12 protein-coding genes are annotated in these 13,981 nt (G+C 71.5%); 10 read left to right on the top strand and 2 right to left on the bottom strand.

The features are described 5' to 3' along the window. Nucleotide 1: 1 nt before the first annotated feature. From FHY02_RS11795 to FHY02_RS11810, 4 genes are all read left to right on the top strand, one after another. The gene (locus FHY02_RS11795; RefSeq protein ID WP_183922240.1) at nt 2–1,561 is read left to right on the top strand and encodes a sulfatase; all 1,560 of its coding nucleotides are present in this window, start codon (nt 2–4) and stop codon (nt 1,559–1,561) included. Nucleotides 1,562–2,109: 548 nt separating this feature from the next. After that, nucleotides 2,110–2,643, top strand: coding sequence for a CarD family transcriptional regulator (locus FHY02_RS11800; RefSeq protein WP_132908544.1), 534 nt, complete (start codon nt 2,110–2,112; stop codon nt 2,641–2,643). A 110-nt stretch (nt 2,644–2,753) separates the two neighbouring features. Further along, nucleotides 2,754–3,524, top strand: a complete 771-nt coding sequence (locus FHY02_RS11805; protein ID WP_183922242.1) for a head GIN domain-containing protein — start codon at nt 2,754–2,756, stop codon at nt 3,522–3,524. Next, nucleotides 3,512–4,186 (top strand): GIN domain-containing protein, encoded by a 675-nt coding sequence (locus FHY02_RS11810; RefSeq protein ID WP_183922244.1) that lies wholly within the window; start codon nt 3,512–3,514, stop codon nt 4,184–4,186. Before FHY02_RS11805 ends, FHY02_RS11810 begins: the two co-directional genes overlap by 13 nt. 181 nt (nt 4,187–4,367) lie before the next feature. Here FHY02_RS11810 and FHY02_RS11815 read toward each other — a convergent pair whose 3' ends face one another. Continuing rightward, entirely contained in the window at nt 4,368–6,440 is a 2,073-nt protein-coding gene (locus tag FHY02_RS11815) for a M13-type metalloendopeptidase (protein WP_183922246.1), read from the bottom strand. 344 nt (nt 6,441–6,784) lie between these two features. Here FHY02_RS11815 and FHY02_RS11820 point away from each other — a divergent pair, with 344 nt between their 5' ends. The 3 genes from FHY02_RS11820 to FHY02_RS11830 all read left to right on the top strand — a co-directional run bounded on the left by FHY02_RS11820 (nt 6,785) and on the right by FHY02_RS11830 (nt 8,744). After that, nucleotides 6,785–7,807 (top strand): serine hydrolase, encoded by a 1,023-nt coding sequence (locus FHY02_RS11820; RefSeq protein ID WP_183922248.1) that lies wholly within the window; start codon nt 6,785–6,787, stop codon nt 7,805–7,807. 80 nt (nt 7,808–7,887) lie between these two features. Then, a complete protein-coding gene (locus FHY02_RS11825; RefSeq protein ID WP_183922250.1) occupies nt 7,888–8,322 on the top strand; it encodes an NIPSNAP family protein in 435 nt (144 codons plus the stop codon). Between the two features lie 233 nt (nt 8,323–8,555). Next, on the top strand, nt 8,556–8,744 hold the full coding sequence (locus FHY02_RS11830) for a hypothetical protein (RefSeq protein ID WP_183922252.1): 189 nt from the start codon (nt 8,556–8,558) through the stop codon (nt 8,742–8,744). Between the two features lie 22 nt (nt 8,745–8,766). On the opposite strand, the gene FHY02_RS11835 is transcribed toward FHY02_RS11830, so the two are convergent. Further along, the gene (locus FHY02_RS11835) at nt 8,767–10,698 is read right to left on the bottom strand and encodes a CocE/NonD family hydrolase (protein ID WP_183922254.1); all 1,932 of its coding nucleotides are present in this window, start codon (nt 10,696–10,698) and stop codon (nt 8,767–8,769) included. Between the two features lie 105 nt (nt 10,699–10,803). Between FHY02_RS11835 and FHY02_RS11840 the strand changes: the two genes are divergently transcribed. Genes FHY02_RS11840 through FHY02_RS11850 form a run of 3 tightly spaced genes read left to right on the top strand, consistent with a single transcriptional unit; the run spans nt 10,804 to nt 13,881 of the window. After that, nucleotides 10,804–12,375: a sensor histidine kinase gene (locus FHY02_RS11840; protein ID WP_183922264.1), complete on the top strand. Its 1,572-nt coding sequence runs from the start codon at nt 10,804–10,806 to the stop codon at nt 12,373–12,375. Then, on the top strand, nt 12,372–12,746 hold the full coding sequence (locus FHY02_RS11845; RefSeq protein WP_221190127.1) for a response regulator: 375 nt from the start codon (nt 12,372–12,374) through the stop codon (nt 12,744–12,746). The genes FHY02_RS11840 and FHY02_RS11845 overlap by 4 nt, the downstream gene beginning before the upstream one ends. Nucleotides 12,747–12,765: 19 nt before the next feature. Then, nucleotides 12,766–13,881 carry a lactonase family protein gene (locus tag FHY02_RS11850; protein ID WP_183922266.1) on the top strand — a complete coding sequence of 372 codons (1,116 nt, stop codon included), beginning with the start codon at nt 12,766–12,768 and terminating at the stop codon, nt 13,879–13,881. Nucleotides 13,882–13,981: the final 100 nt, after the last annotated feature.

Raw genomic sequence — 13,981 nt, forward strand, 5'->3', positions numbered from 1 at the left:
GATGACTGACGACGCAACGCGACGCGGCGTATTGCTGGCTGGGACCGGGGGCGCGTTCGGACTGTACAGCTGGGCGGCGAGCGCGGCGGAGGCGGCGACGCCCGCGCCGCGCCGCTCGCGCCGGCTCGCGCGCGTGCCCGGCACGAAGCCGCGCAACATCCTCTTCGTGCTGACCGACGACCATCGCTACGACGCGATGGGCTTCATGAAGGCACAGGATTTCGGCGACACACCGACGCTCGACCGGCTGGCGCGCGAGGGCACGCATTTCCGCAACGCCTTCGTCACCACCGCCCTCTGCTCGCCGAGCCGCGCCTCGATCTTCACCGGCCTGTACGCGCATCAGCACAAGGTGGTGGACAACAACCACCCGATCCCGCCCGGGCTGGTCTATTACCCCGAGTACCTCCAGGCCGCCGGCTATGACACCGCCTTCATCGGCAAATGGCACATGGGCGAGGAGGGCGACTCGCCCCAGCCCGGTTTCGACCGCTGGGTCAGCTTTCGCGGCCAGGGCAGCTATCTGCCCGAGGCGAACGGGCTCAACGTCGACGGGCGGAAGGTGCCGCAGAAGGGCTATATCACCGACGAGCTGACCGAGTACGCGCTCGACTGGCTCGGCGAGCGGCCCACGGGCAAGCCGTGGATGATGCACCTCGCGCACAAGGCGGTGCACTCCGAGTTCATCCCGGCCGAGCGCCACAGGGGCCGCTACGACAAGGAGACCTTCCGCTACCCGGCGTCGATGAAGCCGGGCGTGGCGGGGCGGCCGATGTGGGTCGAGAACCAGCGCAACAGCTGGCACGGCGTCGGCTACCCCTATCACGGCACGCTCGACATCGGCGACTATTACAAGCGCTACATGGAGACGTTGCTCGCGGTCGACGAGGGGCTGGCGCGGATCATGGACCTGCTCGAGAAGCGCGGCGAGCTCGACGATACGCTGATCCTCTACATGGGCGACAACGGCTTCATGTTCGGCGAGCACGGGCTGATCGACAAGCGCGCCGCGTACGAGGAATCAATGCGCGTGCCGATGCTGGCGCGCTGCCCCTCGCTGTTTCCCGCGGGCAGCGTGGTCGAGCAGGTGGTCGCCAACATCGACGTCGCGCCGACCATGCTCGCCGCCGCCGGGCTGTGCGCGCCCGCGGACATGGCGGGCGCGAACATGCTGCCGCTCGCCCGCGGCGGCGCGGTGCCGTGGCGGCGTGAATTGCTCTACGAATATTATTGGGAGCGCAACTTCCCGCAGACCCCGACCGTCCACGCGCTCCGCGAGGATCGCTACAAATACATGCACTTTCACGGCATCTGGGACCTCGACGAGCTGTACGACCTCGCCGCGGACCCGCACGAGAGCAACAATCTGCTGGCGCGGCCCGGCCACGAGGACCTCGCCGCGCGGATGAGCGGCAAGCTGTTCGCGCTGCTCGAGACGACCGGCGGCATGGCGATACCGCTCAGCGCCGACGCGGGCGTGCGCAACGACCTGCGCGATCCGAAGGGGCCGCGTCAGGCGCCCTTCCCGGCGGGCTTCTTCCGCCCGCCGAGTGCCGGCTAGGGTCTGACCCATTGTAGCGAGAGCGTGCTCCGACGAGAGCGGGACCTTTGCGAAAGTTGCGGAACGTTCCTCCTCTTCCGTCATCCCGGACTTGTTCCGGGATCCACTTCACCGCGAAAGCAACGCGTTATGTGTTTGCGGCCCGGTGGATCCCGGACCAAGTCCGGGATGACGAGTGGGTTTTGCAAAGGTTTCCCGCGAAAGCTGGAGCCTCGGGGTAGCGGACGCGGCGTTCGTGGCCCTGCGCTGGCGCAGGCGCACGCTCGTGTTTCCGATTCGGCGGACCACGCTCCAATCGCACCGGAACGGGTCATCTCGCCGCACCGGGTGACGCGAAACTGTAAAAAGGTTCCCTCGCGTCAGCCTCCCTGCCCCAATGGGGCTGGAAATTTTGTTGCCGAGTTGCTATATGAGACCGGCACGGGCGCATTCGTTCTCGCGTCCCTGGAGACGTCAAACCTTCTGCTCCCCTCGTCAGTCCGTTCCGCGGTGCTTGCCGGCGCGGGTCGCAACGGGCTGCGGGAGCCCTAACATTGGAAAGGCCTCCTATGGCTGCCAAGGCTCTGCATTTCGATGTCGGTGACTATGTCGTCTATCCCAAGCACGGGGTCGGCCGTGTGATCGAGCTGCAGAAACAGGAGATCGCGGGCATGCAGCTGGAGCTGTACGTGCTGCGGTTCGAGAAGGAGCGCATGACGCTGCGCGTCCCCACCAACAAGGCCGAGTCGGTCGGCATGCGCAAGCTGTCATCGGACAAGACGATGCGCGAGGCGATGGAGACGCTGAAGGGCAAGCCCAAGGTCAAGCGCACGATGTGGTCGCGCCGCGCGCAGGAATATGAGGCGAAGATCAACTCGGGCGACCTCGTCTCGATCGCCGAGGTGGTGCGCGACCTGTTCCGCGCCGACGACCAGCCCGAGCAGAGCTATTCCGAGCGCCAGATCTTCGAGGGCGCGTGCAGCCGCCTCGCCCGCGAGCTCGCCGCGATGGAGCAGATCGACGAGCCGGCGGCGCAGGAGAAGATCCTCGAGATCCTGCGCAAGGCCGCGGCGATCTACAACAAGGACAAGGTGCCGGCGTAAACCGGCGCATCGGGTCGATGAGAGAGGGGCGGTCCGCGGGCCGCCCCTTTTCGTTTGCGCGTCCCGCCGCTGTGTATTAGTGGTGCAATACACGTTGGGGAGAAGAGGACATGCGCGCGATCATCGCCGCCGCACTGCTGCCGCTGGCGGCCTGCGGCAACAGCTTCACGCAGGACGATAGCCCCGGCATCCCGGGCACGGGCAGCGGCAACCAGCGCAGCTTCCAGGCCGCCGGCTTCGACTCGGTCGAGCTCGCGGGAAGCGACGATGTCAGCGTGCGCGTCGGCGGCGGCTTCGCCGTCACCGCCGAAGGCGACGCCGAGGCGCTCGACAAGCTCAAGATCACGCGCGACGGCAACACGCTGCGGGTGTCGCGCCGCAACGGCCGCTCGCGCGGGCACGCGCGCGTGACGGTGACGATGCCCGCGATCACGGGCGCGATCCTGGCGGGCTCGGGCAATCTCTCGGTCGATCGCGTCGAGGCGCGCGCGTTCAAGGCGAAGCTGGCGGGCTCGGGCAATCTCACCGTGGCGGCGCTCCGCACCGACGCGGCCGACGTCTCGATCGCCGGCTCCGGCAACGCCGCCCTCACCGGCCGCTCGGGCACGCTCGACCTGTCGATCGCCGGCTCGGGCAGCGCCACGCTGGCCGGCGAGAGCGATCGCCTCGAGGTGTCGATCGCTGGTTCGGGCGATGTGGCCGGCGAGCGGCTGGTCGCCAAGGCCGCCGACATCAAGGTGATGGGCTCGGGCAGCGTCCGCGCGACGGTCGACGGCCGGGCAGAGGTGATGGCGATGGGGTCGGGCGACGTCGACCTCGGCGCGCGGGCGCGCTGCTCGGTGCGCAAGATGGGCTCGGGCAGCGTGCGGTGCGGCGGCTGATCCTCGTCGCGGCCTTGCTCGCTACCGCGCCGGCGAGCGCGGCGGAGCGGCGCTGGCCGGTCGCCACGGTCGAGCGGCTGCGGGTGGAGACCCCCGCGACGGTGCGGGTCGTTACCGAAGGACCGGGCGGAGCGGGCACGGGCGTCAGCGCGAGCGCGGCCGATCCAGCGGCCCTCGACGCGCTGAAGGTGGAGCCGAGCGGGGGCACGCTGGTGCTGCGCGGCGGGCCAGCGAGCGCGGACGCGGTGGTGACGGTGGTCGCGCCGCGGCTCGCCGGAGTCGCGGTCTACACGCCGGCGCGCGTTACGGTCGCGGCGATGCGCGGCGAGCGGGTCGGACTGTCGGCCGCGGCGGGCTCGATCGACGTGGCCGCGGTCGAGGCGGCAGCGCTCAGCGCGACGTTGGCGGGCGACGCGACGATCACGCTGGCGGGCCGAGCGCCCGACGCGACGCTGGTCGCCAATGGTACCGGCACGATCGACGCGCGCGCGCTGGCGACGCAGCGGCTGACGGTGCGCGGCGCGGGCGACTCGATCGTACGCGCCGCCGCGTCACAGGCGGCGACCGTGGTGGCCATCCAGAACGCGCAGATCAGTGTCGCCGGGCACCCGCGGTGCAACGTACGTGCCGTCGCGCCGGCGACGGTGGCGTGCGCGCGCTGAGGTGCTGCTGCTGAGTGAGGAGTCCCTCCTCCACCGTCATCACGGACTTGATCCGGGATCCATCCATCCGCGAGAGCAACGGCTGCGGCGCTCGCGGCACCATGGATCCCGGATCAAGTCCGGGATGACGGGAAGGGAGACACGGGCCTTCTGCCGACCCACGCCACGACGTGACGTCCCCTCACCAGATCCGCACGCGGTCCTTCGGCGCGACATATTGCTTCTGCGACGGGTCGATCTTCCACGCGGCATACCAGGCGTCGACGTTGCGCAGCGGGTTGACCGCGCGGATCTGCCCCGGCGAATGCGGGTCGCTGACCAGCTGCTGGCGCAGCGCCTCGTCGCGGAAGAGCGTCCGCCACACCTGCCCCCAGCCCAGAAAGAAGCGCTGGTCGCCGGTGAAGCCATCGATCACCGGCGCGCGCTTGCCGCCGAGCGAGGCGTGATAGGCGTCGAGCGAGATCAGCACGCCGCCGAGGTCGCCGATATTCTCACCCATCGAGGCGCGCCCGTTGATGTGGACGCCGGGCAGGCCGGGGAAGCTATAGGCCTCGTACTGCGCGCCGAGCCGCGCCGCCTGCGCCTCGAACTTGGTCGCGTCCTCGGCGGTCCACCAGTCGCGCAGCACGCCGCGGCCGTCCGACTTGCGGCCCTGGTCGTCGAAGCCGTGGCTGATCTCGTGGCCGATCACGCCGCCGATGCCGCCATAGTTGATCGCGTCGTCGGCCTGGGGGTCGAAGAAGGGCGGCTGGAGGATCGCCGCGGGGAAGACGATCTCGTTCTTCACCGAGCTGTAGTAGGCGTTGACCGTCTGCGGCGTCATGCCCCACTCGGCCTTGTCGACCGGGCGCGCGATGCGGGCGCGGTCATAGTCCCACTCGAAGCGGGTCGCGCGCTCGGCGTTGCCGACGAGGTCGCCCGCGCGCACTTCCAGCCCGGTATAGTCGCGCCACTTCGAGGGGTAGCCGACCTTGACGGTGAAGCCCTGGAGCTTGTCGAGCGCCTGAGTCTTCGTCGCGGGGCTCATCCACGCCAGGTTCTTGATCCGCCCGGCGAGCGCGACGCGCAGGTTGCCGACCAGTGTGTCCATCTTCGCCTTCGACTCGGGCGGGAAGTAGAGCGCGACATAGTCGCGGCCGATGCCCTCGCCGATGGCGTTCTCGGTGAAGCCCACTGCGCGCTTCCAGCGCTCGCGCTGCTGCGGCTGGCCGTTGAGGAACTTGGAGCGGAAGTCGAACTCGGCGTCGACGAAGCGGCGCGACAGCAGCGGCGCGACGTCGTCGGCGGTGCGGAACGCCGCCCAGGCCTTGAGCGTGGCGAGATCGGTCGCGGCGAACAGAGCGGCGATCTTGGGGAATGCGGTGTTCTGCGCGACGATCGCGCGGTCCGCCGCGGCTAGCCCGGCGGCCTGCCAGTAAGCGTCCCACGGAAAGCCCGGCGCCTGCGCCTTCAGCTCGGCGAGCGTCATCGGATTGTAGGTCTTGTCGCGGTCGCGGCTCTCGGCGCGGGTCCAGTGCGCCTGGGCGAGCTTGGTCTCCATGTCGACCACGCGCTCCGCCGCCGCGGCGGCGGCGGGCCAGTTCGCCATCGTCAGCATCTGCGCGACATATTGGCGGTAGCGCGCCACCTGCGGCGCGAACTTCGGGTCGAGGTACAGCTCGCGGTCGCCCAGGCCGAGCCCCGACTGGCGCAGGTAGAGCGCGTAGACCTCGGGCCGCTTGGCGTCGTCGCTCACCCCGGCGCTGACGAAGCTGGCGCCGAAGCCGCCGACCGAGCGCCCCATCAGCCGCGCGATATCGTCCTTGCTCGCCGCCGCCGCGATCGGGCGCAACCGCTCGGCTAGCGGCGCGGCGTCGGCGCGCTCGGCTGCGGCGGTGTCCATGAAGCCGGTGTAGAGCAGCGCCGCCTTGGCGCGGTCGGGATGCGCGGAGTCGCTCGCGCTATAGCCGGTGATCAGCGCGCGCAGCCGCTGCTCGGACAATTCGCGCAGCACCGCGAAGGCGCCGTAGGAGGAGCGGTCCGCCGGGATCTGCGTGCGCGCCACCCAGGCGCCGTTGACGAAGCGGAACCAGTCGTCGCCGGGGCGGACGCTGCGGTCCATGCCGGTGAGATCGAAACCCCAGCTGCCGTAGCGCGTCGCGCCCGAGTCGGGCGCCGCGGCGGCGGTGGGCGCGGGCTGCTGGTCGCGGCTCAGCGCGGGGGCGGCGAGGACGAGGCCGGCGGTCGCCGCCAGCAGCACGCTCTTCAGGGTCACGGGATCGTCTCCGGGCAGAATAGTAACTTTTGGTATGAGGAGGCGGTGGCACGTGCTGTCGGGGGAGGCAATAGGCCAGTGCTGCTGACGGGCTCGCATCGGCCGTGCTGGGCCGGCGAACGCTTCCCTTCTCGCGCGACGCGGTTAAGGCGGTGGCGCTCGGGCGACCGGAGTGCGTTGCCAGCACCGCTTCGTGCGCGGCGCTGGGTTCCTGCGTGCGCAGGAACACGGTCGGTTCACGGGTGCTCCTGCGCACGCAGGAGCCCAGGGCCGCTGGCGCTTCACGGGCGGCGTAGAACTCCGTGCGCCTGATAAATGGTCATGACAGTGAGATTGCCCGACCCATGTCCCCCCGCCGCCTGATCGCCCCGCTGCTCGCCGCGCTCGCGCTGGCCGCACCGGCCGCGCCCACCGCCGCGCGCGACCGCGGCGCGGTGCGCCCGCAGCCGCCCGCGCGGCTGCTCAACGCGGTGGAGGCGCTCGGCCAGCGCTTTCCCGGCGCGGTCGGCATCTCGGTGCGCGACGTCGACCGCGGCTGGACCGTCTCGTGGCAGGGCGGCGCGCGACGGCCGCAGCAGAGCGTGAGCAAATTGTGGGTCGCGCTCGCCACCTTCGACGCGATCGACCGCGGCGCGCTCAGCCTGCGCAGGACCGTGACGGTGCGCCGCGCCGACCTCACCTTGTTCCACCAGCCGATCCGCGCGCGCGTCGGCGCGGGCGGGCTGCGCCTCACGATCGCCGGCCTGCTCGACTGCGCGCTGACGCGCAGCGACAACACCTGCAACGACGTGCTGCTGCGCCAGGTCGGCGGCCCGGCCGCGGTACGGCGTACGCTGGCGCGCAAGGGGATCAGCGGCGTCACCTTCGGCCCCGGCGAGCGGCTGCTCCAGGCGCGCACCGCCGGGCTGACGTGGCGCGATTCGTGGGCGGGCGGCGACGGCTTCCTGCGCGCGCGCGCGAGGCTGAGCCTCGCGGCGCGGCGCCGCGCGCTCGACCGCTATGTCGCCAGCCCGCCCGACGGCGCCTCGGCCGACGGCGTCACGCTCGGGCTGGCGCGGCTCGCGCAGGGGCGGCTGCTGAGCCGGGCGTCGACCGCGCGGATGCTCGCGCTGATGCGCGCGAGCCGCACCGGCCCGCTGCGGCTGCGCTCGGGACTGGGGCGCGGCTGGACGCTCGCGCACAAGACCGGCACCGGGCAGGAGCTGGCGGGCACCGCGACGGGCACCAACGACGTCGGGCTGCTCACCGCGCCCGACGGGCATCGCTACGCGGTGGCGGTGCTGATCGCGCGGACGCACGCCCCGCTGCGCGCGCGGCTGCGACTGATGGGCGACGTCACGCGCGCGGTGGTGCGCGCGCACGGCTGAGCCGGCGGATTGATCCGAGTCACTGGCGTTGAGCCGAAATCCGGCGCAGCCTGCGACATCATCGTCCGGAGACCTGCCGCATGCGTCCTGCCCTGATCGCGCTCTCTCTCGCCCTGCTCGCGCCGCTGGCGCTGACCGCCGCCGCGCCCAAGGCGTCGCTCGACCCGCGCACCGCGCTCTACGAGCTGCGCACCTATTATCCCGCGCCCGGCAAACTGGCGGCGCTCAACACGCGCTTCCGTGAGCACACGCTCGGCATTTTCAAGCGCCACGGCATGACCAACGTGGCTTATTGGAACGAGCTGCCCAGCGCCGACTATCCCGAGGGGCGCGTCGTCTACGTGCTCGCCTATCCCGATCGTGCCGCGCGCGACGCCGACTGGAAGGCGTTCGGCGCCGACCCCGAGTGGCAGAAGGTCGCCGCGGCGAGCGAGGTCAACGGCAAGATCGTGACCAAGGTCGACAGCGTGTTCATGACGATGACCGATTATTCGCCGCCGCTGCGGCTGAAGTAGGATACTAATCCTCCCCGGCACGGGGAGGGGGACCGCCGGCCGCAGGCCGGTGGTGGAGGGGGATTTCCGCCGACGCTGCGCTTCGTGGAGAGCCCCCACCACCACTCGCCTTCGGCGAGCGGTCCCCCTCCCCGCCATGCGGGGAGGATTGACAACCAAGCCGCATCGTGAGCGTCACGGCACCGCAGCGCGCCTCGTTCGTTGTGCCCCCGCATCCAGCAGGAGACACACCCATGGCCGATACCGCCACCACGTCGAACAAGAAGACCGCACTCACCGACTCGCTCAAGACGCATTTCACCGGCGACGCGCCGCTGACCGAGAAGGCGCGCGGCTTCGCCAAGGAGCGGCCGTGGACCAGCGCGGCCTTCGTCGGCGTCGCCGCGCTCGCGGTGCTCAACACGCTGCGCGGCAGGGGCTGAACGCGCAAGGCGGCCGCGGCGCTCAGTTCGCCGCGGTCGCCGTGCCCGCGGGTGAGTCGGCCGCGACCGGCAGCCACACCGCGCTCGCCGCGTCCCCGCCCCAGCGCACCGTCTGCGTCGCCTTCACATAGTCGCGTGGGCGCGCGTCCATGATCGACGGGACCCAGCTCTGCGGGTTGCGATCGTAGAGCGGGAACAGCGACGACTGCACCTGCACCATGATGCGATGGCCCGGCAGGAAGACGTGGTCCACGTTGGGTAGCGACCAGTCGAATTTGTAGGTCTTGCCCGGCGTCAGCGCGGCGGGTGTGGCGAAGCCGTCCACGTAGCGGCCGCGGAAGATCTCGATGCCGAGCGCGAGCTGATAGCCCGCCATCGCCGGATCGGCGCTGTTCTCTTCCGGGTAGACGTCGATCAGCTTGACCACGAAGTCGCCGTCGCGCCCGGTCGTCGCGGCGCGGAGGTCGACCTTGGGCGCGCCCTTGATGTGGACCGGGCGGTCGAGCACCGCGCCGGTATAGCTCAGCACGTCGGGGCGGCCGTCGACGAAGCGCTGGTCATGGACCAGCCAGGTGCGCCACTCTTCGCCCTGCATGTGGATCGGCCGCGGCAGCATCGGCACCGGCTTGGCCGGGTCCGAGACATAGCTGTCGCTTCCGGCCGCGGGCTTCTGCCACGACAGCGACGCGCCGCCGGCGAGATACAGTGGCCTGTACTGGCCGGCGGGCCAGCGCGGCGACACCTCCCAGCGGTCCTCGCCGGTGGCGTAGGTGAGCACCGGCGGCGTGTCGCACGGCGCCGGCTCGGTCTTGAGGTGGCAGTCGAGAAACGGCTTCATCCAGCGCGTGCGGAACTGGTGGCCGGTGTCGCCCTCCCACTTCAGCGGGCCGAGCTCACGCGCCTCATAGTTGACCTGCGAGTGGCGCCACGGCCCGATCACCAGGCTGACGAGCCGGTTGTCGGGATCCTGCCCCTCCAGTGCCTGGTAGACCGCGGGGGCGCCGTAGCTGTCTTCCTGATCCCACTGACCGACGACGAGCATGGTCGGCACGGTCAGCTTGCGGGCGCCGAGCAGCTTGTCGACCGCCTGTCCCTGCCACCACGAATCATAGCTCGGGTGCTCAAGCACCTTGCGCACCACCGGCAGGTCGAGCAGCCCGTAATGGCGCGCGTAATCGCCCGCCGAGCCGGCGGCGAGATAGGCGGCATATTCGTCGCCGCCGCCCTTCGGCACCGCGCCGCCCCCGGTCTTGACCGTCTGCGACAGGTCATAGTCGAAGCCGAAGGTGCGGAAGGCGCCGTTGTGGAACCAGTCGTCGCCCATCCAGCCGTCGACCATCGGGCTCTGCGGCACCGCCGCCTTGAGCGCGGGGTGCGGATCGATCAGCGCCATCAGCGAGGTGAAGCCCAGGTACGACGAGCCGGTAATGCCGACCTTGCCGTTGCTCTCGCGCACGTTCTTCACCAGCCAGTCGATCGTGTCATAGGCGTCGGTGGCGTGATCGACGTTGGTGGGGTTGAGCGGCCCGCGCAGCGGGCGGTTCATCACGTAATCGCCCTCGGACTTCCCCAGCCCGCGGACGTCCTGGTAGACGCGGATGTAACCGTCGTCGACGAACTCGGCGTCGGCGACGGGCAAAATTTCCTCGATCCGCTGGCTGCGGTTGCGGCTGGTCGCCTTGTCGGCGTCATAGGGCGTGCGGCTGAGCAGGATCGGCGCGTCATGCGCGCCCTTGCGATAGACGATCACGGTGTACAGCCGCGTGCCGTCGCGCATCGGCACCATCTCGGTGCGGCGGACGTAATCGGCCTCGGGACGGACCCAGTCGTAGCCCGCGACCTGCTCGTTCGCCATCGTATCGGTGGGCGCGCGCTGCGCGCTCAGTGCCGCCGGCAGCGCGGCGGCGAGCAGGAACGGGGCGGCGCGGCGGGCGAGCGGGAGGCGGCGGGTCATGGCGCCTGAGGTGCCGGGACGCACGCGCGCGGTCAAGCGCGACGCGCTCCCCTTGGCAGCCCCGCGCGACCTGCTATTCGTCGCGAAGAGACAATAGGTTGCGGCATGCACGTCCCCGATCCTCCTGTGCCCGCCGTCACCGCGCTGGGTGACTATGACTGGGCATCGACCCCGCTCGGCGCACCCGAGGGCTGGAGCCCGGCGCTCCGCGCCGCGGTGGCCGAGTCGCTCGCCGGCCCCCCGCCGGGGCATCCCCCCGCTCCCAGCGCCGCCGCGGCGCTCGACGCGCTGTTCGACGCCGCGCCGCTCGGGCTCGGCATCTGGGACCGCGAGATGCGCTTCGTCCGCGTCAACGCCAGTCTCGCGCAGATGAACGGCCTGCCGCCCGAGGCGCATATCGGCTTTACCCCGCGCGAGCTGCTGCCCGACATCGCCGGGATCGATGCGCTGATGGAGCGCTGGCGCGCGATCATCGCCACGGGCGAGCCGTGGCTCGACGTCGAGGTCCACGGCGGCACCCCGGCCAATAGCGACAAGCAGCGCAGCTGGCGCGAGCATTTCTTCCCGATCCGCAGCGGCGACGAGGTCGTCGGCATCGGCGCGGTGGTGGAGGAGACGACCGAGCGCGACCGGGTCGAGGCCGCGCTGCGCGCGAGCGAGGCGCGCTTCCGCGAATTCGCCGAGGCCTCGTCCGACGTGCTGTGGCTGTTCGACATCGACAGCGCGCGCTTCGCCTATCTCAGCCCGGCGCTGCGCAAGCTGTACGGGGTCGGCGTGGCGAGCGGGCGCGGCGCACCGCTGAGCTTCGACTGGCAGACCGCGATCATCGCGGAAGATCGCGAGCTCGCCGCCACCACGCTGCGTCGCGTCCGCCAGGGCGAACGCGTCACGCACGATTTCCGCGCGCGCATCCCCGGCAGCGGCAAGGTGCGCTGGCTCAAGAACACCGCTTTCCCGCTGCGCGAGCCCGACGGCCGCGTCAGCCATATCGGCGGCATCGCGCAGGACGTCACCGAGGAGCGCGACACCGCGGCGCGGCTGCAGATGCTGATCGGCGAGCTGCAGCACCGCACGCGCAACCTGATGGGCGTGATCCAGGCAGTGGCGGAGAGCACGCTGGAGGCGAGCGCTGACCTCGCCGACTTCGAACGCGCCTTCTCGGCGCGGCTCGACGCGCTGTCACGCGTGCAGCAACTGCTGTCGCGGATCGAGGGGCTGGAACGGGTCGGCTTCGATCAGCTGCTGCGCAGCGAGCTCGCCGCCTTCGGTGCGCTACCGGACGAGGACGCACGCGTGTCGCTCGCCGGGCCGCGCGGCATCCCGCTGCGCTCGGGCGGGATCCAGACGCTCGCGCTGGCGCTGCACGAGCTGATCACCAACTCGCTCAAATATGGCGCGCTGAGCCAGCCCGGCGCGACGCTGTCGGTGCGCTGGGCGCTGCTGCCGGTCGCGGCGGGCGAGCGGCCGCGGCTCCGCTTCGACTGGGAGGAGCGCGGCGTCATCATGCCGGTGCGCGGCGACTCGCCCGAGCGCGTCGGCCAGGGGCGCGACCTGATCGAGCGCGCGGTACCCTATCAGCTCGAGGCGACGGTCGACTACGCCCTCACCGCCGACGGCGTGCGCTGCGCGATGGTGCTGCCGGTATCGCAGACGCTGGCGCGCGGCGCCGCGGCGTGACCGCGCTCGCCGGCCTGCGCGTGCTGGTGGTGGAGGACGAATATCTGCTCGCGCGCCAGCTGGAGCGCGCGCTCCAGCGCGACGGCGCCGAGGTGGTCGCGGTGGCGCCCTCGGTCGCGGCGGCCTTGGCGGCACTCGCTGCGGGCGCGCTGCCCGATGTCGCGGTGCTCGACCTCAATCTCGCCGGCGAAAAGGCCTATCCGGTCGCCGCCGCGCTGCGCGCCGCCGCGGTGCCCTTCGCCTTCGCCAGCGGCTATGACGCGGACGATCGCGACCCGGCCTTCGCCGACGCCCCCCACCTCAACAAGCCGCTGACGATGGCGACGCTGCGACGCTGCCTCGAGCGGCTGACGGGACGCGCGCCAGGATGAGCCGAGCCCGGAGACGATGATGATCGACGACCGACTGACGCGCCGCACCCTGCTCGGCGCCGCCACTTCAGCCGCGCTGCCCCGCGCCGCGCTGGCCGCCCCCGCCGCGACCCGCGCGCTCTACGCGGGGGGCTACAACAAGGAGGGCGGCGCGGGGCTGCTGCCGCTCGACTATGCCCCTGCCGCGGGCGCCTGGCGCGCGCACGCGGCGGTGGCCGCCGCCCCCGACGCCTCCTGGGGCGTGCGCCACCCGCGACTGGGGCTGCACTATCTGGTGCAGGAGGGCAGCGCCGGGAAGGTCGCGGTCCTCCGCCAGCGCGGGGGCGCGTGGCAGCGGCTCGCGCTGGTCGACTCGGGCGGCGCGGACCCGTGCCATCTCGCGCTGAGCGTCGACGGCGGCGCGCTGGCGGTGGCCAATTACAGCAGCGGCAGCGTCGCGCTGATCGCGCTCGACCCGCGCACGGGACTGCCGCGCGCGGCGGCGCAGGTAGTGGCGCATCGCGGGCGCGGGCCGGACGCAGAGCGCCAAGCCGCGCCGCACGCGCATTGGGTCGGCTTCAGCCCGGACCGGCAGTGGCTGTGGTCGGTCGATCTCGGCGCCGACACGATCTTCGCGCACCGGCTCGACGCCGCCGGCACGCGGCTGGGCGAGACCCGTCCCGCCTATCGCGCCGTTGCGGGCAGCGGCCCGCGCCACCTCGCCTTCCACCCGCGGCTGCCGCTCGCCTATCTCGTCGCCGAGCTCGACAATAGCGTGACGGTGCTGCGCCGCGGCGCCGACTCCCGCTTCACCGCGCTGGCGCGCCACTCGACGCTGCCGGCGGGCTTCGCGGGCAAGAGCCAGGCCGGCGCGATCGCGATCGACCCGCGCGGGCGCTGGCTCTACGCCTCCAACCGCGGCGCCGACAGCGTCGCGGTCTACGCCATCGCCGCGGACGGCGCGCTCACCCCGATCCAGCATATCGCGGGCGGCGGGCGCTGGCCGCGCCACCTGCGCGTGCTCGACTCACGCCTGCTCGTCGCCAATGAGCGCAGCGGCACGATCGACGGCTTCTCGGTAGGCCGTGACGGGCGGCTGGCACCCTTCGGCGCGGCGGCGCGCGCGCCCGGCGTTGCGTTCATCGGCGAGGTGTGAGGGGCCGACGTGGTCGGTGTGCCGCGTGATGCGGGGCTGACGCGCGAGGCACCTATCCTGCGACCTGGTTCGTCACGCCGTGCTCCATTCGGGAAACATC

The organism is Sphingomonas sp. BK069, assembly GCF_014193405.1.
Lineage (GTDB): Bacteria > Pseudomonadota > Alphaproteobacteria > Sphingomonadales > Sphingomonadaceae > Sphingomonas.